This is a genomic window from Pirellulales bacterium, from assembly GCA_019636335.1.
Classification (GTDB): Bacteria; Planctomycetota; Planctomycetia; order Pirellulales; family JAEUIK01; genus JAHBXR01.
This window is the reverse complement of record JAHBXR010000019.1, coordinates 61615-86014: the sequence shown is the minus strand read 5'-3', so window position 1 is coordinate 86014 and position 24400 is coordinate 61615. Positions and strand designations below refer to the sequence as shown.

The following is a 24400-nucleotide window of genomic DNA, read 5'->3' as shown; positions in this document are numbered from 1 at the left end:
GGTGTTTCCTGGTGAAATTCGGCCTACGTCTCATCGCAGTCGCAGTGGTCGTCGGCGCGTGCCTGTTGGCGCACCTGCTGCTCGTGCAATACCTGAAAGCTCCTGGCGAGTTACAGACCGTGATGCCGGCTCGTCCGCTGGCCGAACTGCCGATGGAAATCGGCGGTTGGGTGGGAGAAGACGTCGAAGTCACCGACGAGAATCAAAAATTTGGCGAGGACTATATCCAGCGTGCCTATCGCCTCGGCAATATCCAAGGCGCGTTGGTGTGGATCGTCTACGCGGCCGATGGCGAAGATCGCGGCCACCATCCCGAGATCTGCATGGCCGTGGCGGGCCGACCAGAAAACACCTCGGCCCGCACGACGCTCGACGTGCCTGGCTTCCCGCAGCCCGTCCAGCAATACCAATTCGGCACGCAGCAAGACAGCCAGTGGGTCTTCTACTGGCACTACACGTTGAATCCACCGCCGAACGAAGAGCTCGACGAATTGCAGCGTACCTTTCAGCGGATGCGCAAGCGTCCTTCGAGCATGACCCTCGAAGTCTTCGCGCCGGCGGGTGCCGACGTCGAGACGCTGCAACAATTCGTGATCGATCTGGACGCGGCCGTGCAGGAGATCCTGCCGCCGCACGCCGAACGCGGCAGCCGCCGCAGCCCGGTGATTCGCGTCGACGACGGAACCACCGCAACCGAGACAGAAGCCGCTGCCCGGCCGGGCAGCGCCGGCGCCCCGACTAGTAGTTAGGCGCCCACACGTACACGGCGACGGAACGCCACCCAGACCCTTTCATTCTCCTCTTTCCGGTGAGGAACGACTGCCGTGGCAATTTCGACGACGCGTTATCTCGTGCGTGGCCTGCTCGTGGCCATGATCCTGATCGTGGCAGGGCTGTTGGGCCTGAACATGCTGCGAGATCAACCCAGCTTCGACAAGAACAAGGCCGACGCCGCGCGCGAGGCGGGGGACTACCCGACGGCGATTGTCCACCTGCGTCGCTTGCTGCAGAAAGAGCCCAATAACGCACAGGCCCGCGTGATGATCGCGGAATTGCTGGTCGAAGAAGCGAAGAAACAAAACCCCCGCGCGTCGTTCGCGTCAGAACGTCCGGCGATGGAGGAATTGATCCGCGCCGCGGACCTGGCGCCCGACAATCTCGACATCCAGCGTCTGTTGATGCACGCCTTCGTCGACTACGGTGGCGAGGCGGAACCGGTGGCGATTCGCACGGCCACGATCGTCTCGCGGCTCGATCCCAACGATGCCACCGCGCAGTTCGTGCTGGCGCGGCAGGCCCATCAGGCGGGACAGTTGGAGGAAGCACTCTCGCGGCTCGACAAGGTCTCCGAACTCGAAAAGACCCCCTCGCTCGCGACCTTGATGCTCAAGGCCCAGATCGTCGACGGGCTCAAGGATCCGAAGCGCACCAACGAGTTAGTGGAACAGGCCGTCTCGTTGACCAGTAATCTGACGGACGAGCAACTCCAGGGGATGACTGGCCCGCAGCAAGAGCAGTTGATGCGGCTGCTGGCCGCGGGGGTCGAAATGGCCCCCGGCGTCGAAGCGGGCCAGGTCCGTCTCGGCGTGGCGCTCGACGTGCTCGAGCGTCTGCTCAAGCTCGTCGGCAACGAGCCGCGCATGATCGGCCTGATCAGCGATACCGCGGCCCGGGCACACATCGCGATCCTGCCGAATTTTTCGACGCCGACCGATAGTGAGGAAGAGCGAGAACGCCGTGCGGCGATCGCGGCGCGCGTCGAAACGCTGGCCAAGAAAGCCATCGCGGCGCAGACCGCCACGCCGCGTATCTATTGGGCCTTGGCTCGCTCGGCGTTCGCTGCCGGCAACGATGACGCGGGCTTCCGCTATCTCGACCAAGGCATCGTCCGTGCCTCGGAATCCTCGACAGAAATGTCGGACCAGGTGCTTCGTCTGCATCACCTTTACTGCACGGAGTTGATGCGGGCCGGCAAATTTCGGCTAACCGAGCCCCACGTCAAAGTGCTCAAGGCGAGCACGAACAAGAATTACCAGGGTTGGGCTCATCTCGTCGCGGGCCTGGTGGCCATGGTCGACGGCAACCGCGAAAAGTCGATCGAGGAAATCTCCCAGGCCCGCCAGCTCATGGGGGACACGTTCCTGGTGAACGTTACCATGGCAGAGAACCTGTTGCGGCTGGGCATGAAAGAGGACGCGCTCGAGTATCTCGATCGGCTCCATCCGCAGATCGCCGATCTGACCGTGAACGATGCCGAGAAGATCGCCGGCGGCTTCCTGAGTAGCGCCCCGCAGATCCATCTCGCCCAGGCGCGGACCTTGATCGATCTGAACCGCTACGAAGCTGCCGAAGTCCACCTGCAGGCCATCGAAGTCGATCGCGAGCTGGCTCCGCGTGCCCGCGAGCTGCGTGTGCAGTACCTTTGGGCTTCGGGACAGCGCGACGAAGCCTTGCGCCGTCTGGCCGCGGCCCGCACGGACTTTCCCCACGATCTGGGGCTGCTGCTGGCTCAGGTGACCGCCTATTGGGAGCTGGATCAGAAAGACCAGGCCGACGAGTTGCTGCGCAACTTCGTCGACGAGCACCCCGAAAACCTCGAAGCGCACCACCAGTTCGTGACGTATCTGTTGCGCGAAGGACGTCGCGATGAAGTCGACGAGTTCCTCGTCAAGATGGAGGAACGCTTTCCCGACAAGCCCGTGGTGCTGCTGATCAAGTCGCAGATCCACATGTCGGACAACGAGTGGGAGAAGGCGAACGCCTTGGCGGCCAAGATCGCCAAGCTGCCGGGGGGCAAGGGTATCAGCCTGGCGATTCGGGCACAGATCGCCTTGCACACGGAGAACTATGAAGAGGCCGCGCGTCTCTTTGCCCAGATGGACGCTGATGGCCGCAATGGCTCGTCGCTACGGTTCATGAAGTCGCTGGCCGAAGCCCGCATGGGAAACGTTTCGCAGGCGATCGACACCCTGGCCGGCGTGCTGGGCGTGAGCAGCATGCGGCAACAGGCCCAAAGACTGCTCGAGGGGGCGCTCGACGAGTTGATTCGTCGCGAGGGCCCCGAAGCGGCTGAGTTGAAGGTCGACAAGCTGCTCGAGGCGAACCCGCAAGACCCCTACCTGTTGTTCCAGCGTTGGAACATCGCCTTGCGGCTGAAAAAGTACGACGTCGCCAAGTCGACGCTCGACCGACTGATCGCCATCCAGCCCAAGGCCAAGACGGCGAACGATTTCATGCGGGTCCGCACGCACCTGGCCGAAGGTCGCCCGGACCTGGCCATGGAGGTGATCGAAGAATCGCTGCCGGTCAGCGCTCTGGGACAGGCCCAGGCCGAGCAACTCGGGCTGATCGTCGAAGGCGCCGAGGCCGCCGAGGCGATGGGTCAATACCAGAAGGCGCTCGATTATTCGCGCGCCGCCTTGAAGTTGAACAACCAGTACTGGGATGCCTACCTCACGCAGGCCTCGGCGCTGCGTGGCTTGGGTCAGCACGATCAGGCGATCGAGGTGGCCAAGCGGTTGGTCGAGGCGCAGCCCGGCATGTATCGGGCTCACGAGCAACTGTTCCGAGAGTATTACGAAGCGGGGCGGCTCGATGAGGCGCTGGCCGCCGCCCGCGCGGGGCGCAAGCGTTTCGAAGGGGCCACCGAACTGAAGCAGTTCCGCGACCTGATGCAGCGTTGGGAGATCCTGTCCTTGTGCCGGCTCGATCGTCGCAGCGAGCTGAACGAGATGGAGCCCAACAACAAGCCTTTGTCGCTCGTCAAGGCATCGGCTTGGGTCGAACTGCGTGAGTTCGACAAAGCCATCGACGAGTTGAATCGCATCTTGAAAATCGATCCGCTCTTTACCGATGCGCGCGTCATGGCGGCCAAGCTCTGCTTCATGCAAGATCGTTACGATGAAGCGGCGGGGCACGCCATCGCGGCGATCGGTCAGAACCGCGAGCTGTGGGAGCTGTACCCCTTGCAGGCGACCGCGCAGTTCCGGCTCGAGCAGTACGATTCGGCGTTCGGCGTGCTGCGCACGTTGATTCGCGAGCAACCCAAGAACGCGACTGGTTATCGAGAACTGGCGCGCCTGCTGCAAAGCCATAACGACATCGACGAAGCGCTCACCGTACTGGCCGACGGGCGCGAGGAGATGCCCGAGGAGCTCTCGCTGGCGCGTTTGCAGATCGAGATCCTCGCCAAGAGCAAGCGTATCCCCGAAGCTCAGAAGATCATCCAGGAGATCGCCGGAGAAAACCCCAGCCCGGAAGTGTGCCTGGTGGTGTCCGGCATTTTCTTCCAGGCCGGCGCGGCCAACGAGGCGGCCGTCTGGGTGAACCAGGCGCGAACCAACGGTGGCGACCCCATCGAATGTGCCCGACGCCTCGGTGAAATTCAGATGGCGCAAGGCATGGCCGAGGGCAATCGCGATCTGCTGGCCGAGGCCGTGAAGCAGTTCGAGCAGGTCAATCTCGCGCGTCCCGAGGATATCGTGACGGCGAACAACCTCGCCTTGCTGTTGGGCACGGTGTTCGGCCAGCCGGAGCGTGGGCTGACTCTGCTCGACAACGCGTTGAAGGGGAAGTCTCGCGACATGATGCCGACCGAGGTCATCGACAGCTACGTGCGCATCCTGCGTGCGATGGAGCGGCTCGATGAAGGTATGCAACTGGTCGACAAAGCGCTCGAAAAGAACCCCGACCAGGCGCTGCTGCTCTACCAGAAGGGCATGATTTTAATCAGCAACGGCCAGGCCGATACCGCCCGCGAAGCGCTCACCAAGGCGCTCTCGTTGGGACTGCCGAACATCGACGAGGCCGATGCTCAGCGGGCTCTCGATTCGTTGAAGTAGTACGGCTGACTACCGAGCCGATCCCCTGCCTGGCCGGCGGCTCCCTCACGAGTCGTCGGCCGGGCGTGCCACGGTCGGCGCGGGGCGCCGCGCGCGGTTACCGAGGTAACTTTCTGTCCTTCACCCTTGAGCACGTCGAACCAGCTTATGTCGGTTGCAAGCGAGCCTTCGTCGCCTCCCGAGAAGGCGCTCTTCACGCCGGTGCTCCCCGCGCATTTGGCCCTGCGCAAGAAGCATGTCGTGCTGGTGGCGGCGCTGGCGGCCTTCTTTCTGTACCTGAACTACATTCCGCTCTGGCACACCGATCTCTGGTCGCACGTCGACTATGGCCGATGGATCCTCGCCCATCGCGAGTTGCCGACGAGCGAGCCCTTCCTGCCGCTGGCCCAAGGCATGCGCGTGGTCGACTCGGCGTGGCTCTCGCAGGTCATCCTCGCGCAGATCCAGCAATGGGGTGGCGACGAATGGTTGTCGAACTCCTTCGCGATCGTCGTTTTCTCGACCTATCTGCTCTTTGCGCGGAGCTTTTTCCTTGAAACGCGTCGAATCGCGCTCGTGCTGGCGGGGCTGCTGCTGCTCGGCGCCGTCGGTTGGAGCCGGCTCTCGACGATTCGACCCGAGATGTTCGGCGCGCTATGCTTCGCGATCTTGTGCTGGTTGCTGACACGCAGTCGCTGGGGAAGTCGCAGCAGCACAGAGCCGATTGAGCAGCAGCGTTTCGATGCGCCCCTTTGGGTGGGCGTGCCCGTGCTCTTCATCCTGTGGGCTAATCTGCACGGCTCGTTCGTCTGTGGACTGATCCTGCTGGGGTGCTACTTCCTGGGACAACTTATCCTGGTCGCCGCGCGGACGCGCTCGTTCGCCGCCGTGGCTGGCGACACCGACGTCCGGCAATTGCTCGTCCTGACCGAGATCGCCACGATCGCAACCCTGCTGAACCCCTACGGTCTCGATCTGCTGATTTATGCGACCGGGTTCATGACAAACTCGAACCTGCGCGACGTGCTGGAGTGGACCCCCCTGGTGCTGACGGGCATCGGCGGTTGGGAATTCGCCCTGTCTTGGGTCGTGCTGCTGGCCGTGTGGCGTCACAGTCGGCGCCCCATCCATCCCCGCGAGGTTCTGCTGCTCGGTGTGTTTGGGCTAGCGGCAATCTGGCAGATCCGCATGCTGGCCTGGTACGCCCCGGTGTTCGCGCTGGTCGTCGTGCCCCACCTGGGCGAAATTGCCGACAGGCGGTGGCCGCGCACGGCCACGCCAGAACCAGCGCCCGAGTCGGCGACGCGCAGCCAGTGGACCTACACGCTCTGCTGCCTGGTGCTTGTGTGGATCGCCTTTGCGTTATCCGGATTGAGCCGGCCGCTGCTCGGCGGCGCCGAGCGCACTCCAGAGCAACTCTACAGCCGCTACACGCCGCGCGGCGCGAGCGCCTACCTCCGGGCGAATCCACCCAGCGGCCAGGTTTGGAATCCGCAGTGGTGGGGGGACTGGCTCACTTGGGATGGCCCGCCCGGCCTGCAACCGTTCGTCACGACGCAGTTGCACATGCTGCCGGCCGAGGTTTGGAAGAACTACATCCAGATCTACAACGCCCAGCCAGGCTGGCAGGAGCTGCTCGATCGGTATCGCATCACCACGGTCGTGCTCGATAAAGAACGCCAACCCATCCTGACGCCCGTGCTGCGACAAAGCCAGGATTGGATCCCACGCTACGAAGACGAGACGGCGCTGATCCTCGAGCGCAAGCCTGCCGAACAACTCCCCGCGAACCCCGCCCCCACGGCGCCCGCGGCCCAGGCCGCTCAATCGCCAGCAAGAAGGGCATTCTGAGCTTTCGCCCACGCCACGAATCGCCGACCGTAAATCACCTCGCGCAAGCACGAACGGGTATCGAGATGCATCCCTCCACCACGGCGTCCGGGGCAAAACGAAGCTGGGCGGCCTTTGTCGTCGTTCAGGTGATTCTGTTGGCCGCGGGGGCCGCCTGGGCCGCCAGTCGCGTCCGCGATCTCCGCGCCGAACGGGCCCTGCCTCCGCTGCGGTCCGAACCGCTGACCGTGCGTCCTACCTACAACAACAATGTCGTCGTCTCCGACGATCAATTGCGTCAGGTCCTGACTCGTCTGGTGCCGAAATTCCACGGCCAAGACTCGAAAGTCAACAACATCGACCACGCCCTGCGGTTCTGGGGCCTCGATGCCAAGTTCAGCAATCCAGCCTGTATCTCGGGCGAAGACATGCGTCGTCTGTTGCTCGACAACCATCGCTTCGTCGAGGTCTTCGGCGCGGAAACCGCCCCGTTGCTGATGGACATTCCCGGCGGTGGCGTGAAGGTCCGCGTCAAAGAGGGACAGCGCTCATCGAGCCACTACGATCACACGATTGCCGGTCTGGCCGAGGTAGGCACGCCCCTCGATTTCCCGGTGACTACCGCCACACAGCAGACCACATATCGCGCCATGCTCGAGCAATCGCTACGAGATTTCAGCGTGAACCAGTGGGAGTACGAGTGGTCGGCTCTGGCCTATACCCTCTTCCTGCCGGACGCGCCAGGCTCGAAAAGCAGTGCGGAAGAGCCGCTGCACTGGGTGACCCAGGAAGGCCAACGAGTCGACTTCGACTTTCTGGCAGAACGCATCATGCGGCAAGAAGTGCCCCAGGGAGTGTGCGCTGCGAACCATCGCATGCATGCCCTGGTGATGATGTTGCGCATCGACGACGAGCACAAAATCCTCTCTCCCGAGGGGCGCCAGCGCATCATCGAATATCTGCAGGGGATTACCCAGATCCTGGTGAAGAACCAGCATCCGGACGGCTATTGGACCATGGACTGGCCTGCTGGGATCGGCATCGAGCCGAAGAACGCCGGCGACTTATCCCCGCTGGCAGGCCATATCCTGGCGACAGGGCACCCGCTCGAATGGTGGTCGCTGGCGCCGGAGGAGGTCCACCCCCCGCGTCACGTCCTCGCGGCAGCGGGGCAATGGCTGAGCAATGCCATCATCAATCTCACCGACGAGCAAGTCGAAGAGTACTACACCTTTCTCACGCACGCCGGCCGCGCGCTATCGCTCTGGCGCGGTCGATTCCCGACCGAGGTCGATCTCGGCGACGTACTGGTGCCCGCGGATAAGAGCACTTCGCCGGCCACTGCCGAATAAGCCTCTGGGGCCCAAGACGCACGGCCCGGGGAGCAAGCTGCGGATAAAAGCACTTCACACCGGCCACCGCCAATTAAAAGTACCGCTGCGGGAAGTGGCGTTCTTTCCGGGGTCCGTCCTTTCAAATGGTGCTACGCGACCATTCGCCGGAAAAGGTCCGCCGACCTTGCGTCTACCGCCATCTACGAGAATCGATGGTGTCGCAAGGCTTTGCGCTCTGGCAAGCAGTCGCGGTGGTCTTGTTTGCCGACCGGTGCATTGATCGTTCGACGGCTCAAATCTGTAAGGCGCACTTTACAGGCTAGCGCTAACGCGCTTAGGGAAGCATAGCGATTTACAGCGGTTTTCAGCGAACACCATGGTGAGAAAAGCTCGATTGAAGCTGACGAGACCACCACAGCAAAAACTCGCAAGTCATTTTCCATAAATAACTTGTGTGCGAACAGCCAGATCGAGTGCAGAAATCCCAAAAAATACTTAACCCAACGGCACGAGTGCTGCATTATGTGGGGCGTGCTTGAGGCGGTCACCCGTCTCAGGGGGAGTCGAGCCAAAGTGGTTCGACCGAGAGTCTGAATGGGACGCCTCACAATCAAGGGAGATACAAATGTCCGCAATTCGTCGATTGTGGAATGAAGAAGACGGTGCGATCGTCTCTTCGGAATTGGTTCTGGTCGCCACGTTGTTGGTGATCGGTGTCGTGACCGGCCTGAGCTCGGTCCGTACCGCTGTCGTGACCGAGCTCGGCGACGTCGCCGACGCCATCGGTGCGATCAACCAGAGCTACAGCTTCGGTGGGACCACCGGTCACCACTCGGCCACCTCGGCCAGTGCCTTCACCGACGCTCCGGATGCTTGCGACGCCGTTGGTTCGAGCTGCTCGCAGACTGGCAACACCAGCCACTGCCTGCAGGTCTGCACCACGCCGCACACCCCCGGCTAGTTTTGTCGGTACTGCGGATATCCGAAAAGGGTCCTGGTGGGTCTCCCCCCAGGACCCTTTTCTTTTTCTGCGGCTCCCATCGGTCGCTTCCGCACTAAGAGCCAATTCGTACTCAGGAAATCCATGAGCCGTGGGCTTGCTCGTTACGAGCGTTATGGACGGAACAATCGGAACGCCTTCCATCGTCGGCGGTTCGTCACCGGACGACAAACACCACAGCGATGCTACCGGCTTTGAAATCCATCGATTAGAGTGGACCGCAGCGGTACTTCGCCGCCCTTCTTGCCGGAGCTGTTTCCAGCCGTGAATGCCGCGACTGTCGTATTTCTTGCCGCCGTGGGTGTGTTAACGCTGGTGGCCGCGTTTTGGGACGCCCGCACCCGCAAGTTGCCCAACTGGCTCACCGTATCCGGCTTCGCCGCCGCACTCCTCTTCCATGTGACGACAGGGGGGCTGGCAGGACTTGGATACTCGCTGGTCGGCTTCCTGACCGGCTTTGGCATCCTGCTGTTGCTGTGGTTGACAGGGGGAGGTGGGGCGGGAGACGTCAAGTTGATGGGGGCGCTCGGCGCCTGGCTGGGCGCCAAGGGGACGCTCTACGTCTTCTTCGTCAGCGCCATCCTGGTCGTGATCGGCTTCGTCGGTTGGTTTGCCTATCGACTGCTGCGTCATTTACTGGGGTTCGACGGCAAGGGGGGCCGCCGCAAGAACCTGTTCGAAACCTTGCGCCCCAAGCGCACCCTGGCCGATGGCAAGCCTGCCCCGCGACGGGGTATTGTGCCGTTCGCGCTGCCGTTGGCGCTCAGCACGTGGCTCGTGTTGCTGGCCTGGCGGATTCTGGCGATTCCCGTCCTGGGAGCCGCCCCCTGGCTGGTGACATAAACCCAAAAACAATTTCGCGCAGCTCCGACACATTCTGCGTATACTAATCGCGGCACTTCGGCGGCATGGACGCTTTCCGACAAACGCTCTGACGAAGATCACGAGGCGTTGGATGACAGCGTTCCCACCATTCATGTCGCGACGGCAGTGGCAATCCGCTCGTACCGGGCGCCGCGGGGCGATCCTCACTTTCGAGCTGCTGCTGATTCTGCCGATCGTTCTGGCACTTTGCCTGGCGGTCGTCGAGCTCAGCCTGCTCTGGTCGGGCAACCAACGACTAGCCTTGGCTAGTCGCGCCGCCTGCCGCGTGGCGACCTTGCCCGGCAGCACCGACGATGATATCCGCCAAACCGTGCTGCAATCGCTGTTGGGGCATCGCCTGGGCAGCGTTGTGAAGATCGAGATTCAACGCGGCGCCATTGCTGGCGACCCGGTCGGCGTCCGACTGATCGCCCCGATGCAGGCGGCCTCCCCTGATCTGCTGGCCATTGTCGGGTTCAGCCTGGCCGACCGGCAGTTCAGCGTGGTCAGCATCATGCGTCAAGAATAGCGAGCGCATCCCCAAAACCCGTAGGCAGGGGTAGACTCGCTGGCCATAGATCGGCCCCAGGCGCCCTCGCTCAACGACGGAAAACGAGTACAAAAAGTCAACGCTGTTTTGTTTGACGGAGCTAAAAACCGCGTACATACTGGGGCTTCTGACTTGGCGCTGCTTGCCGCGATTGCCCACGTTCCCCTCAGAGGAAGGACGGCATCGCGCCGGCGCGCCATACGCAGCACTTGTTCCGCGCAATGCGCAAACCATTTTGAACAGTAACGCAAGATGATCGCTTGCCGGTACGCCCTGCATACGAGCGAACATGGTTGCGGCGCCCACGAAAAGATTCGTATCGAACTCAGCGAGGAGGACAGGAATTGTCCCGCATCAGCACCGAGACTATGACGTTTGGCATTCTCGCTCTCCTGTTCGGATTGGGAGGTGCCTACCTGGCGCGACTCTACTTGCGTCCTGAGCCCGAGGTGGAAGCCGCCGCTCCCCCGCCGGCGATCGACGTGCCATTGGCGGCGATGGATCTGCCGACCGACAAGTTGCTCCGCATGGGAGACATCGTCATCAAGCCGATGACGACCGCGCAGATTGCGGATCAGAACATCGACCCCGATCGCACGTTGCTCAATCCGCAACAAATCATCGGTCGTCGCTTGAGCCGACCGGTTCGCATGCTGCAGCCGTTCCTTACCGATTCGCTGATGCCGGAAGGAACGCGTCCTCCGCTGACCGCCAATTTGAAACCGGGCTTACGCGCGGTGACGGTGCCGCTGAGTGGTCTCGATGCCGTGGGGGGCTTTGCCGGTCCTGGTTCGATGGTCGACGTGTTCTTCCGCACGAAGTCGATCTTCGATGAGCGGCCAGGCCGCGTTTCGTTTCCGGACATGACCAAGCTGCTGCTGGAGAACGTGCAAGTGCTCGCACTCGGCCCTTACACGACGCCGGGTGAAATGATCGAAGAGGACGCGGCCGACATCAACACCGTGACGTTTGCCGTGACTCCCGATCAGGCCGCCAGGCTGGCCATCGTCGAAGGCCGCGGCGATCTCTCGCTCGTGTTGCGCGATCCGAACGAAACATCCGCGCCCGGCGGCGCCGGTCGCCAACCGACGGTCTCGACGTTTATGGACGTGTTGGGTTGGGAGCAGCCGCCCGGTCCTTGGATCACCGAGGTCTACACGCGAGGTTCGGGTTCGGCGAGGCAATTCCCGCGCGACGATATCGCGCCCCCCCGCGAAGAGTCGTTCAGCAGCAGCGCGGACGAGCCGATTGGGGCGCCCATCGTGCCACCTGGCCGCACCACCCAACCCAGCAGTGGCAGTGGCGCACGTTAGGCGATAAGAGAGTCTGAGCAACACGCACAGGAATGATTCACGCTAAGATAACCATCGGGGTGGCAAGACAACGATCCAGGAGCCAAGCGACGGGAGGAAGGCCGAGCGTTCGACGGGATTCGATTGCCCCTTCAATGGATTGAAATAGCGCGGCGCGCACAGCATCGACTCTCGCTCCGGCACGACCGGGGCAGGGTCTCCACTCTCGTGTGCCGCTTTCGGCCGGCCATCCTTCGCCGGTCTCTTGACATTTCACATGAATTTTCGCGCAGCGGCAGAGTGGTTCGTTCGAATCGCCGGGGCCGCCAACCGTGGCGACACGTGGGTGGAAGCTTGCTCCCACCGCACGCGGTCTCCACGCGCAGCTTTTCGGAGTGGAGCTTGAAGACGGCTGCATCCACGAACATCGCCTACACCGCCACGGGAGCCGCGCGTCGGCTGCCCTTGTCGCGGCGCCGCGCCCTGCGTGCTGGTGGCAGTCGCCGCGGGGCACTCTCGGGCATGTTGGTCGTGGGGTTGATTCTGCTCTTCGCCGTGCTGGGGTTGGCCCTCGAGTTGGGACTGATCGCCCACGTGCAGGTTCAATTGCAAACCGCCACCGATGCCGCCGCGCTGGCTGGCGCGGCAGAACTGCTCGACGAGAGCGTGCTGCGGCCCGGCGAATCACCCGATTGGACCGACGACATCGAGCTCGCCTTGAAGCAATCGCAGGTCTTTGCCGCCAGCAACGTCGCGGGGGGCCAAACCGTCGCGATTCTGCCAAATCCGCAGAACGATCCGAACGGCGACTTCATCGTCGCCTGGCTCGAATCCTCGACGAATCCTGGCGAAGTACCGCAGCTCTATCCCGACTCGGGGCGCTGCAACACGCTGATCGTGCGCGCGCAACGGACGCAAGGGCGTGGCAATCCGGTTCCTCTCTGGTTCAGTCCGGTGGTCGGCATCGCCACCGCCGACGTGCTGGCCGAAAGCCGCGCCACGCTCGATCAACGCATCTGCGGATTCCGTCCGCAGGGGCTGGGCGCGATTCCCGTCGTGCCTTTGGCGGCACTGGCCAAGGGTTCGCAGGACGCCTGGTTCGAACAATCGCAGACCACGCCGATCGAGGGCGTCAACGACAAGTACACCGTCGACTATCGCACGGGAGTCGTCACCAAGGGGCCCGACGGAATTCCCGAGATCGAGTTGAAATCGCCGCTCGAAGATGACGCCGGCACCGATGGCAACTTCCTCGTGCTCGAGTTCAACCCCGACCCCCAACAACAAAATCAATTCCAGCGGCAACTGGAGCTTGGCCTGACGGCCGCCGACCTCGTCGACCAGAACGGGCAACTTCTGCTCGACAAGTCGGGCCAGTTGGTCGTGCCCGGCACGGGCATCAACGAAAAGCTACTCGGACGACTCACCACGATCGTCGGTGAGAATCGCGTGTGGCCCCTGTTCTCGGAGCAAACCGACTCTGACGGGACAACCGCCGTCGTGCTGACCGGCTTCGCCGCGGGGCGGATCGTCGATGCCCGAGTGAATGAAGACGATGAAGCGGTCGTGCTCGTCCAGGCCAGCACCCTGGTCACGGGCACGGCGCTCGTGCGCGAACTGGGTCCCCACGACCAACGGAACCCCTGGATCGCGCGGCTCTGTCTGACCAGGTAGTAGGCGGGTCGAACGTAGACAGGTCAAACACAGCCAAGACCACGAACTTAGCGGAAGCAGGAATACGATGCGTGTCGTGATCGCACATGGGGATGGAGTCAACACGCTGGAACTGCGCCAGGCCGTGCATGGCGCGGGGCTGGAGTGTGCCGCCGAAGATTGCGCCAACTTCACCGGCTTCGAAGAGCGCCTGGCTCAAAGTGGCGTGGATCTGGTGCTGGTGGTCTTTGGCGACCGTGCTGACGTGGCCCTGCAGGCGATCAGTCGTGCGGCGGCGATTACCAATGCCCCCGTGCTCGCGGTAGGGCCCACGCACGATTCGAGCCTCGTGCTGCGGGCGCTGCGCGCCGGGGCACGCCAATACCTTGATTTGGCCGATTTGCGCGACGATCTGGATCTGGCGCTCGACAAGCTGGCCGCGGCCGGCGCCGATCCGCGGCAGCGCGGCATGGTGATCTCGGTGTACGCTCCCACACCAGGCAGCGGCAGCTCGACCATCGCGGCCAATCTTGCCGGCGCGCTGGTCCGCGCTCATCCCGATGAGATCGCCCTGGTCGAGTTGACGCGCGAGGATGGCGATCAGGCCTTGCTGCTCGATCTGACGCCGCGGTTCGGCGTGGCCGACGTATGCGCCCGCTCGCAGAGTCTCGACACGGTCAGCCTGCGTCATAGTCTCGAACATCATCGCACCGGCCTGCACGTGCTGGTGCAGGGGAGCCATCAAGGCGTGCCGTCGGCCGTCAGCTCCGAGGCGTTGCGTCGCCTGGTCGTGCTGCTGCGGAGCATGTTCCGCAATACGGTGATCGAGCTCGACCGCGCGACGACCGACGAACAATGGACCGCGATGGCCATGTCGGATCTCATCGCCCTGGTGGTGCGTCCCGACGTGCCTGCCGTACGCCGTGCTCAACGTGCCGTGCAAGAAGCGGCCAAGCACGGTATTCCGCGCGATCGCATGCGGCTGGTCGTCAATCGCTGGGATCAGTCGGGGCAGCTTCCGTTGAAGAGCATTCAAGAGATCCTGGGCTTCAGCGAGCCGCTGTTGATTCCCGACGATCCCGACAAGGTGAACAAGGCCACCAATCGCGGACTGCTGCTTACCGAGCTAGCGGCCCGGGCCACGATTACACGACGTTTTGGTCAACTGGCGAAAAGCCTGAACGGCCGCAAGTAGTACGGCTAGGAAGTCCGCCAAGCGCAGGCAGCTATGGAAATGATCGACCGCAATCGCGAACCGCAACCAACCGAAAAAGCCTCTGGCGAGAGCGCGAGCTCGTCGAATCGCTTTCTCGATCGTCCCGCGCGCCAGACCTTGACCGGCGCCGACTTGGGTCACGTGGATCGCCACGAACTCGAGTTTCAACGTCTGAAGGCCAAGATCCACGAAGAGCTGGTCGAGTCGCTCGATCTGTCGCGCGTGACGCATCTGGGGCGCATGCACTCGCGAGGCGAGTTGCGCGCCGTGGCCGAACGTCTCTGCACGAATCGCCGCGAGATGCTCAATCGGCTCGACCGCGAGCGGATGATCGAAGAGCTCATGGACGAGATGTTCGGCCTGGGCCCGCTCGAGCGGCTGCTCAAGGACAAGCACATCGCCGACGTACTGGTCAACGGTCCGCACCATGTCTACATCGAGCGTTTTGGCAAGCTCGAGCTGACCGACATCGTCTTTGCCGACGAACACCACCTGATGCGGATTATCCAGCGCATCGTGGCCCGGCTCGGTCGTCGTATCGACGAAGTCAGCCCGATGGTCGATGCCCGCCTGCCGGACGGTTCGCGCGTGAACGCGGTGGTCCCTCCCTTGTCGCTCGACGGTCCGACGTTGTCGATTCGCCGTTTCGGCAGCGAGCCGCTGGGCATCCACGATTTGACCGATCGCACGTCGATTCACGAGGACATGGTGACCTTCCTGGCTGCGGCGATTCAGGCCCGGGTGAGCTTCCTGATCGCCGGTGGCACGGGTGCCGGCAAAACGACGTTACTCAATGCCCTGTCGACGTTTATCCCGCAGGCAGAGCGTCTGGTAACGATCGAGGACTCGGCCGAGCTCAACCTGCGGCACCGCCACGTGGTCCGCATGGAAACGCGCCCGCCGAACACCGAAGGCATGGGCGAGATCACCCAGCGCGACCTGGTCCGCAACGCCCTGCGCATGCGTCCCGACCGCATCCTGGTGGGCGAAGTCCGCGGCCCCGAGGTGCTGGACATGCTCCAGGCCATGAATACGGGGCACGAAGGTTCGCTGACCACGATCCACGCCAATGACACGCGCGACGCCCTGAGCCGCATGGAGATGATGGTGGCCATGGCCGGTTTCGAGCTGCCCATGGCTGTAACCCGGCAGTACATCGCCACGGGCATTAAATTGATCGTCCACCTGTCGCGTCTGGTGGGCGGCGAGCGTAAAGTGATGCGAATTACCGAGCTGCTCGAGGTGTCCGACGGCAATTACGTGTCGCAAGACATTTTTGGTTTCGAGCAGTTGGGCGTGACCCCCGAGGGCAACGCCTTCGGCGAGTTCTACACGACCGGCACCCGACCGTCGTGCCTGAGCCGCCTGCGAGCCGCCGGTTGCTTGTTGCCCGACTCGATGTTCGAAGCCAAACGTTTCGGCGTGCTGGCGAAAGACGTGCCTTCGATCGGCACCGAGACGGCCGATTCTGTTTTGTAGTTGAGCCTGGGAGACCATTGTCGTGCCCACGTTACCCTTGCTCGTGCTGGCGATCTTCGTGGCCTTGGCATCGATTGCCGCGGCGGTGGGGCTGCTGCTGCGCGACATGTTGTTCCGCCGACGAACCACGCTCGATCGGCGACTGGGAACCATGGCCGATTCGGGCGAGGTCGGATTCGCGCCGAACACTCCCGAGTTCGATACGACGCCCACGCTCAATCCGGTCCGCCGCATGACGCGCTGGTTCGTGCGTCTGGTGTACGAATCGGGCGTCGACATGCCCCCCGAAGCAGCGCAATTGCTTTTGCTGTTGTGTGGGCTGGTCGTGGGCGGGTCGCTCTTCGTGTTGTGGCAAGACGAACCCTTGCCCGGCATCCTGGGCATGATCGTCGGTATGTCGTTGCCGATCTTCTACCTGCTGTGGCTGCGTGCGAATCGCATTCGCGTCATGCAGGAACAACTGCCCGACGCGCTCGACCTGCTGGTGCGTGCCGTGCGCGCGGGTGAAAGTCTCGATCAGGCGATCGAACTGGTCGGCACGGAGACGCCCGAGCCGCTCGGGAGCGAGTTCCGCCGCTGTGCCGCGCAGATTCACATGGGCCTGTCGCTGCACGCCGCCGTTCGCTTGCTCGCGCAACGCGTGAATCTGATGGAAGTCCGCATCTTTGCCACCACGGTGATGGTCCACCGCCAGACGGGCGGTAACCTGGCGATCACGCTCGAACGCGTGGCGGACGTGGTGCGCGACCGTATCAGCTATCGCCGCCGCTTCCGTGCCGCCACGGCGGGGGGGCGTTTTGCGGCCATTCTCATCGCCTGCCTCGGCGTGCTCGCGTTCAGCTATATGCTCTTCTTCGAGCCCGAGTATTTGAACGCCTTCTTCGCCGAGCCGATCGGCTGGCTCGTGCTATCCGCGGCGGTCGTGTTGCAGTTGCTGGGCATCCTTTGGGTCGCCTCGCTGCTGCGTGTCGATTACTAGAGTTTCGAGTTTGCGGGGAGCGCCGGCGTCATGAATCCAGACATGCTCGTGAACCTGATGGCAGTGGCTACGTTCGTGGCCATTTTCATCGCGGCGTTCATCTTCTTGCAGTTTCTGATCGGCCGGCGCTCCGATCCGATTCGCGATCGTCTCGAACGCGCGGTCGCCGATGGCGAGGGGGACGGCATCGATCGCCCTCGGCCGGACGATGAGGCCCTCTTCGGCTCCCTCACGGCCGGTCTAGCCGCGCAGATTCCGCAGACGGCCTTCGAAGAGGCCGGCCTCGATCAAGACTTGCGCCGCGCGGGCTACTATCGCCCCAATGCCCGCCGCGACTACCTCGCGATGCGTAACTTGCTGTTGATCGTGTGCGTGATTGCCACGGGCATCGCGGCAGTGATCTCCGGTCCCGACAACTGGGACCTCACGATCATCATTCTCATCGTGGGGGCGGTGGTATCGGTGCTGGCGTTCGGCCTGCCCCGTTTCTACATCTACTTCAAAGCTCTGGGTCGCGTGCGACGGATCATCAATGGTCTGCCCGACGCACTCGATATGATCAGTATGTGCGTCTCGGGCGGTCTGGCCCTGCAGCCCGCGCTCGACCGCGTGAGCCGCGAGCTTTATGTTTCGCACCCTGACCTTGCCTTGGAGCTGGCCATCGTGCGTTATCAGGCCGAGGTGGGGAGCCTGGGGCGTGCGTTCCGCCAGTTGGCTTTCCGTATCGACGTGCCCGAGGTGAAGTCGATCTCGTCACTCGTAACCCAGGCCGAGAAACTCGGCTCGAACGTCGTCGAGGCCTTGCGCGACTACGCCGATACCATGCGGCAGAATCGCCGTCAGCGTGGCGAAGAGCAGGCCAACCGCACCGGCATCAAGCTGCTCTTCCCGCTCGTGCTGCTGATGGCCCCGTCGGTCTTCATCCTGCTGTGGGGTCCGGCCCTGCTCGAACTGCGCAGCTTCTTCCTGAATGAGACAGGACCGGGGGGTGCGTTCGACCAGTTGAGCGTTGACGACATCCGCAATACGACCCAGGGCAACAATCTGCTCGATCGTCCCACCGGCCCCGCCCCGGCTACGCAGCCGCTGCGCACCGTGCGTTAACGTCGCCACGTGGTCATGCGCGCTGATTCTCCTGTTGGCCGTGCGCACTTGGCAGCATGCTGCCGTCGAGCAGGGCAGCACAAGACCACCTAGCAGGCGCAAGTCATCTCCGGATCAGTCAACGACCGTTTGGTTCATGACTGACATGTGACGCCCGCTCTCCGTCATCCGCCCCATCCGCTGCCGAATTTGTTCTTCGACTCGGCAGATGAAGAATCGCTGGGATCGTTCCCTTCGCCCGGTTGTCCGGGCAGATCTTTTTTGCCCGGCTGGCGGGATGGATTACTCTCGACAGGCGTCATGTCTGTGGAACCGGGAATGGCAGGCCCTGCCAGGCGGCGATGGACGACGCGGCCCTTCAACTCGTGCAGCAATTACTGTCGCAGCATGCGGCGGCGCTCGAGTTGTACGCGCGGCAATGGTGCCACTCGCCCGAAGATGTCGTGCAGGAGGCGATCCTGCGCCTGGCGCGGGAGCGCCCGTTGCCCGAACGCCCCGTGGCATGGCTGTACATTGTGGTGCGACACGGGGCGATCAGCGCCGCGCGTGGCGCGTCGCGCCGCCGCCACCATGAAGAGGCGGCCGGCGCTCGCCAGGAGTGGTTCGTTGCTGGTACGAACGAATCGCTCGATGCGCGGGAAGCGGCGGCGGCCCTGTCCGAATTGCCACTCGCCGAGCGCGAGGTGGTGGTGGCGCGGCTGTGGGGCGGATTGAGCTTTGCGGAGATCGGTCAATTGGTCGGTTGTTCTTCGAGTGCCGCACATCGCCGCTACTTTGCGGCGCTCGAAACGTTGCGAGAAAGGTTTGGTGTGGAATGTCCTCCCACGAGCGACTGCCCCAAGAACTGAGCAACTTCGAACGAATCCTGGCGGGGCTCGCTCCCGCGCCCAGCCGGATCGACCGAGATCGGTTGATGTTCGAACTGGGCGTGCAGTCGGCCACGGCGCCGCTTGCCGCGTCCCCGGGCGGGCGCCCGTCGCGGTGGATCTCGCCCGCGGGGGTTTGGGCAGCCGCGGCGGTGCTGTTGGCTTGCACGTCGCTGGGGTTGGCCATGCGTCTGGCAGCCGCGCTGCGCCAGGCCGACGACGCCACGACGATCGCCGCACAAACCGATGGCCCAACGCCGTTCATTGATGCGCCGGTCAACAGCGTTGCGATGTCCGTAACACGCGACGCAGCCGAGCGAACTACGGCCAGGGCGACTCGCTCGGTGGAGGAATACTGGCTGCTCCGGGTCTCGAACCCGGGCCTGCGAGGTGGCGATGCATGGCGTGTGCGTCCGTCGTCGTCGCGCAGCTTGATCGAGCCGGGCACACCGCTGATCGTGGCCGAAGCCAGGCCCGATCTCCAGGAATCGGCGAGTGGCCACCCTCGCCTTCCCGACCCTCAACCGATTCCCCGGCGATTGAATGATCGCCAGCAGTGGCAGGACTGGCTCGAGACGTTCAATTAAGCCTGCCGCTAGACGCTCGTCTCTCCCTCTTTCATATCTGCGAGGATTCTATGCGATCTGCCTTTGCGTGCGCAATCTGCGCGCTGATGTTATTCAGTAGCGCCATCGCCGACGACAATCTCCGGCTGGTGAAACTGACCATCAGTCCGGCCGGCATGCCCGTCCCGGCCATACGTTATCGGCTGACCCCGATCACGCGCGATCTCCGGCCGGGGAATGCCGCCGCGTTGTACTATCGCGCTTACATCGAATTCCAAAGTATCGAAAAGCAACTCGATCCGCGACTGCCGAGCGAGGCGACCTTCAAAGATCGCTTGGAGGCAGCTCGGCAGGCTAGTGACGGTATCTGGCTCGATCAATCGATCCGTGAGTTTCCGCTGGAGCAGGCCAAACTGGGACTCTCGCTCTGGTCAACTCCGCTCAATGAAGTGGCCTTGGGCGCCACGCGTTCGCAAGCCATCTGGGATCTACCGCTGCGCGAAGGGGGCGTCGCCACGCTGCTACCCGAGATTCAAGGCATGCGGAGCCTGGCACGCTTGGTGGCCTTGCAGGCCAAGATCGAAATCGCCGAAGGGCGTTTTAATGAAGCGGCCCATACTCTTACCACGTTGCTACGTTTAAACCAGCAGGTCAGCGAATCGGGCACGCTGATCAGCTCACTTGTCGGCATCGCCTGCGATGGGATCGCGCTCAATGAAGTCGAGGAGTGGATCGACTCGCCGAATTCTCCCAATCTGTACTGGGCTTTGACCGCACTGCCGAATCCGCCGATCGACATTTCGATTGGTCTGGAAAGCGAGCACTCCTGGATTACCGCCGATATTCCGTATCTCGATCTAATCGAGAACTCGGTCCTATCCGATGAGCAGAGCCGCGAACTACTGAAGCGAATCAGTGGCTTTCTGGAGATGGCGTTCAGCGAGGGGACGGTCGAGTTGCCAGGGGGAGTGAAGCTTCCCGGCACCTCTGAGTTGTCACAACTATTGCCCATGCTGGCCACTTATCCCTCAGCCAAGCGTGAGTTGATTGCGCGCGGACGCAGCGCCGACGAAGTCGAAAGAATGCCCGTGGCGCAGGTCGTCGTGCTGCGTTGGGTGCAGGAATATCGCGACATGCTCGACGAGATGATTGTCTGGGGCCCGCAACCGTTCGCGGAATCGGCTGGAGCACTGGCCGACCTGGACGAACGCAGCATGGATGTCGGCAAACACCCCTCGGGGCATCTCGCGGCACTGCTGTTGCCCGCGGTCGGAGCGGCGCGTCGGGCAGAAGTGCGATTGCAGCAGCGCGTGGCGTTTCTGCGCGTCATCGAGGCCTTGCGTCTGTATGCCGCTTCGCACGGCGGGGGATTGCCAGCAAGCCTTGACGAGATCCGAGAAGTTCCGGTGCCGCTCGATCCCGTCTCGAACGAGCCTTTCATCTACGAATTAAAAGGCCAGACCGCGACGCTCCGCGCGAAATCGGCCCAAGCCACCATACTTGATCAACGCTACGAGATCATGGTGCGCAAATAGCTTTTTGCTCAGCGGTTTTTCACAAAAAGAAAGGAAACCATCATGCGAGCCCACAGGACCCGCGTCTCGCTCGGCGCCGTGCTTCTCGTGTATTGCCTGCCGGCAATGCTCCGAGCCGACGACGTCGCTTCTTACGAATCGATTCAGCGATTGCTCGACGAACAAGCGATTGCCGTGGCACGACTCGATCTGAAAAGCGCCTCACCGCTTTCCATTCTGCAAGTCGTCGAAGCGCAGCCCGACCTGGCAGCCACCGTGCAAGATGCCGAGCAAGCAGCCAAACTCGCCGAACGCATACGCGACGCGGCGGGCCCCATCGCTTACCTCATCTACTCGGTGCCACTCTCGACGGAATTGTCTGCCTTGTGGGCAGTCCCCTTGAGCGATTCCACGAACCCCGCGGCCGCGCTCAAGGCCTTTCCCGCGAACAGTAGACTCACCGACAAGTGGGACCGCAAAGTTGTCGACGGCTTGCTGATTGCCGGTCCCAAGCGCCAAGTCGCGGCGGCCGCCGCGAGGCTGGAAAGCGAGACACCGGCCGCGGAATTGGGGCGCGTCTCGCTCGAAGAAGCATTCGCCGCGGTCGCCGATGCACCGAGCGCGTTCGCCATCGTCCCCTCGGCCGATCAGCGGCGTGTGTTGCGCGAAGTGACTCCAGATCTCCCCGCTCCCTTCGGGGAAGCCAAGTTGCGCGAATTCCTGCAGCGAGTGGAATGGGGAGCTGTGGGGATCGATCCAGAGAAGTCGCTGCACATCGTGCTGCAAACCGCATCGACGGAAGCCGCCGCCGAGACAAAACGTCTGGCAGAAGACCTACAACAGTCCATGGCCAACGTCGATGTTGCATCGCCCGAAGGACTAGCCGGTCTGCTGCTTCCCTTGGCAGCTACCTTGAAGCCGGAATCTCGCGGCGATCAGGTACATTTCCAGGTCGATGGCGCCCAGCTTGCCAGCGCGCTCGCGCCCGCGGTCAAGTCCGTGGCCACCAAGGCCGATCGCGCCGCCGCGATGAATCAATTCAAGCAGGTTGCGATTGCCATGCACAACTATCACTCGGCGGTGAAGGACGCCAACGGGAAGAGCCGCTTCCCCGACGTGGCCAGCACCAACACCGAGGGCAAGCCCTTGTTGAGTTGGCGCGTACACCTGCTGCCCTATCTCGACCAAGGCCAACTCTACGGCGAGTTCCACCTCGACGAGCCGTGGGATAGCGAGCACAACAAGAAGCTCCTCGAGCGCATGCCGGACATCTTTCGCCTGCCGGGTGTGCAGGCCGGCGTGGGCAAGACCTGCATGGTGCTTCCCGTGGGTAAGCAGACCGCGTTTCCCGATGGCAAGGGACTTGCCATCCGCGATTTCACCGACGGCACGTCGAACACGATCTTGTCGCTCGAAGTCGACAACGAACACGCCGTACCGTGGACCGCGCCCGACGATCTAAAGGTCGACGCGGCGGATCCGACGAAGGGGCTCGGCCAACACTACGGCGAAGGGACCCTCGTCATGATCGCCGACGGCTCGGTACGCTTCCTGCCCCAAGCGACCACGGCCGAGCAATGGAAGGCCCTGCTCTCGCCGGCGGGGGGAGAAGTAATCGAGAGAAACTAGCTGCTACTCCAGGGACGGGCACCGGAAAAGTGCCCGTCCTTTTTTGTTGCGCTAGCGCGGACGGGCCAGATTACCTGACTCGCGAATCGGGGTCGCGCTGCCGCGGACGGTGTTTTCGCCCGCCGCGCCGATCATGCCGTACTTGCGCATCTTGTTGTAGAGCGTGACGCGGCTGATGCCGAGCGCCCGGGCCGTCGCGGCGCGATTGAAGTCGTGCGCGCGGAGCGTCTGCTCGACGATTTCCTGCTCGGTCGTGGCCACCTGGGCCGTCAGGTTCGAGGCGGCCATGGGGGCCTCGCGGCGTGCCTGGACCGTCTTTTGTGCCTGCAACACGGTGGCCGAGAGATCCTTCGTCGTCAGTTCGCCGGTGCGGCAGAAGAGCACGGCGCGCCCCATCTGGTTCTTCAACTCGCGAATATTGCCCGGCCAATGATAGGTCCGCAGCACCTCGAGGAAATCGGGATGGACGGAGTGGATCTTCAGATCGTGCTTCTCGCAGAAGCTCTCGACGAAGTTGAGCGCCAAGGGGACGATGTCGTTGGGGCGCTTTCGCAACGGCGGAATGAAGAACTTCAACTCGTTGAGACGGTAGTACAAGTCGGGGCGGAACCGCTCGTTCTCCATCAGGATTTCGAGATCGACGTTCGAGGCCACGATGGCCCGGGCGTGCGAGATGTGCGTCTCGTTCGAGCCGACCGGTTCGAACTCGCCGGTCTCGATCACGCGGAGCAGCTTCGCTTGTTGCTCTGGTCCCAGCACGTCGATTTCGTCGAGCAGCAGCGTGCCACTCTCGGCCGCCTCGAACTTGCCGATCTTGTTTCGTTCGGCGCCGGTAAAGGCTCCCTTCATGTGGCCGAAGAGCTCGCTCTCGATCAGATCCGGAGGTAGCGCGCCACAGGGGACCGTGAGGAAACGATCTTCGGCCCGTGGCGAAAGCTCGTGCAGCAGGTGGGCCAGATAGGTTTTGCCGGTGCCCGTCTCGCCGATGAGCAGCAGCGTCACGTCGTGGTGCGCGGCCAACTCGAGATCGTCGAGCATGGCGAAGAGATCTTCATGATAGGTCACGAAGCGCTGCGTCTTGCCGAGCAGCGTCCGCGGCTGGGTGGGCTGCGGTGTCCGCGCGACCATCATGTTGCGATCGAGGCGGCGCATCACCTCGCTGACGCGGGCGCCGTCGAGCGGGAAGGCCAGCGTGCCCGTCACGAGCGCATCGACCAGCAGGGCCAATTCGCGGGGAAAACCACCGTCGATCATGGCCACCAGGCGGCCGGGGCGGTCTTCCAAGAATTCGCAGTGTTGCAACAGATCGCCGAGCGCATCCCAGTTCGCGCCCGGTCGCATGTCGAGAAAGACGGTCCGCTGTGGATCGCGTTGCAGCTCTTGCTTGGCCGTCTCGTAGCTGGCCCATTGGCAGCGCAGACCACCGTCGGCCTCCAGCACCGACTCGACACCGGTCAGGACCTCTGGCCCCGGACCGACCACCAGCACTCCACGACCCCGCATCGCTAGCTCCTTCTGGATACGACAACCCCGCGTGTTGGAATCAACACAGAATGGGAGCGAGCGTGGGTTCTAAACCGGGCCCCAGATGGGGTCGCGCCACCGAGTCCTGAAATGCCGGGGACACCGAATTTAGGCCGAACTCGCTGGCTCCAGTTTGGTCGGGCGCGAACTAAGTGTCAATGTTTTTTTACACTCTTTCGG

General features: G+C 63.0%; 18 protein-coding genes. 17 read left to right on the top strand and 1 reads right to left on the bottom strand.

All coding sequences use genetic code 11. The features are described from left to right. The first annotated feature begins 11 nt into the window (after positions 1-11). From KF708_17830 to KF708_17750, 17 genes are all read left to right on the top strand, one after another. Positions 12-749, top strand: a complete 738-nt coding sequence (locus tag KF708_17830; GenBank protein ID MBX3414552.1) for an exosortase-associated EpsI family protein — start codon at positions 12-14, stop codon at positions 747-749. A gap of 75 nt (positions 750-824) precedes the next feature. Next, entirely contained in the window at positions 825-4841 is a 4017-nt protein-coding gene (locus KF708_17825; protein ID MBX3414551.1) for a tetratricopeptide repeat protein, read from the top strand. Between the two features lie 147 nt (positions 4842-4988). Then, complete coding sequence (locus KF708_17820; GenBank protein ID MBX3414550.1) at positions 4989-6671, top strand: hypothetical protein; 1683 nt, start codon at positions 4989-4991, stop codon at positions 6669-6671. Between the two features lie 65 nt (positions 6672-6736). Further along, the gene (locus KF708_17815) at positions 6737-8002 is read left to right on the top strand and encodes a hypothetical protein (GenBank protein MBX3414549.1); all 1266 of its coding nucleotides are present in this window, start codon (positions 6737-6739) and stop codon (positions 8000-8002) included. A gap of 607 nt (positions 8003-8609) precedes the next feature. Next, positions 8610-8945: a hypothetical protein gene (locus tag KF708_17810; protein MBX3414548.1), complete on the top strand. Its 336-nt coding sequence runs from the start codon at positions 8610-8612 to the stop codon at positions 8943-8945. Positions 8946-9248: 303 nt separating this feature from the next. Further along, the gene (locus KF708_17805; GenBank protein MBX3414547.1) at positions 9249-9827 is read left to right on the top strand and encodes a prepilin peptidase; all 579 of its coding nucleotides are present in this window, start codon (positions 9249-9251) and stop codon (positions 9825-9827) included. 112 nt (positions 9828-9939) lie between these two features. Next, positions 9940-10377, top strand: coding sequence for a pilus assembly protein (locus tag KF708_17800; GenBank protein ID MBX3414546.1), 438 nt, complete (start codon positions 9940-9942; stop codon positions 10375-10377). Between the two features lie 365 nt (positions 10378-10742). Further along, positions 10743-11711 (top strand): Flp pilus assembly protein CpaB, encoded by a 969-nt coding sequence (cpaB, locus tag KF708_17795; protein ID MBX3414545.1) that lies wholly within the window; start codon positions 10743-10745, stop codon positions 11709-11711. 381 nt (positions 11712-12092) lie between these two features. Beyond that, positions 12093-13364: a hypothetical protein gene (locus tag KF708_17790; GenBank protein MBX3414544.1), complete on the top strand. Its 1272-nt coding sequence runs from the start codon at positions 12093-12095 to the stop codon at positions 13362-13364. A 67-nt stretch (positions 13365-13431) separates the two neighbouring features. Beyond that, positions 13432-14538, top strand: a complete 1107-nt coding sequence (locus tag KF708_17785) for a hypothetical protein (protein ID MBX3414543.1) — start codon at positions 13432-13434, stop codon at positions 14536-14538. A 39-nt stretch (positions 14539-14577) separates the two neighbouring features. Then, on the top strand, positions 14578-16038 hold the full coding sequence (locus tag KF708_17780) for a CpaF family protein (GenBank protein MBX3414542.1): 1461 nt from the start codon (positions 14578-14580) through the stop codon (positions 16036-16038). 22 nt (positions 16039-16060) lie between these two features. After that, on the top strand, positions 16061-17017 hold the full coding sequence (locus KF708_17775; GenBank protein ID MBX3414541.1) for a type II secretion system F family protein: 957 nt from the start codon (positions 16061-16063) through the stop codon (positions 17015-17017). A gap of 30 nt (positions 17018-17047) precedes the next feature. Further along, on the top strand, positions 17048-18121 hold the full coding sequence (locus KF708_17770) for a type II secretion system F family protein (GenBank protein MBX3414540.1): 1074 nt from the start codon (positions 17048-17050) through the stop codon (positions 18119-18121). A 341-nt stretch (positions 18122-18462) separates the two neighbouring features. After that, a complete protein-coding gene (locus tag KF708_17765; GenBank protein ID MBX3414539.1) occupies positions 18463-18969 on the top strand; it encodes an RNA polymerase sigma factor in 507 nt (168 codons plus the stop codon). Next, positions 18936-19574, top strand: coding sequence for a hypothetical protein (locus tag KF708_17760; GenBank protein MBX3414538.1), 639 nt, complete (start codon positions 18936-18938; stop codon positions 19572-19574). Before KF708_17765 ends, KF708_17760 begins: the two co-directional genes overlap by 34 nt. Positions 19575-19660: 86 nt before the next feature. After that, the gene (locus KF708_17755) at positions 19661-21088 is read left to right on the top strand and encodes a hypothetical protein (protein ID MBX3414537.1); all 1428 of its coding nucleotides are present in this window, start codon (positions 19661-19663) and stop codon (positions 21086-21088) included. Positions 21089-21130: 42 nt separating this feature from the next. After that, entirely contained in the window at positions 21131-22696 is a 1566-nt protein-coding gene (locus KF708_17750; GenBank protein ID MBX3414536.1) for a DUF1559 domain-containing protein, read from the top strand. Positions 22697-22747: 51 nt separating this feature from the next. On the opposite strand, the gene KF708_17745 is transcribed toward KF708_17750, so the two are convergent. Continuing rightward, on the bottom strand, positions 22748-24199 hold the full coding sequence (locus KF708_17745; GenBank protein MBX3414535.1) for a sigma-54-dependent Fis family transcriptional regulator: 1452 nt from the start codon (positions 24197-24199) through the stop codon (positions 22748-22750). Between the last annotated feature and the right edge of the window lie 201 nt (positions 24200-24400).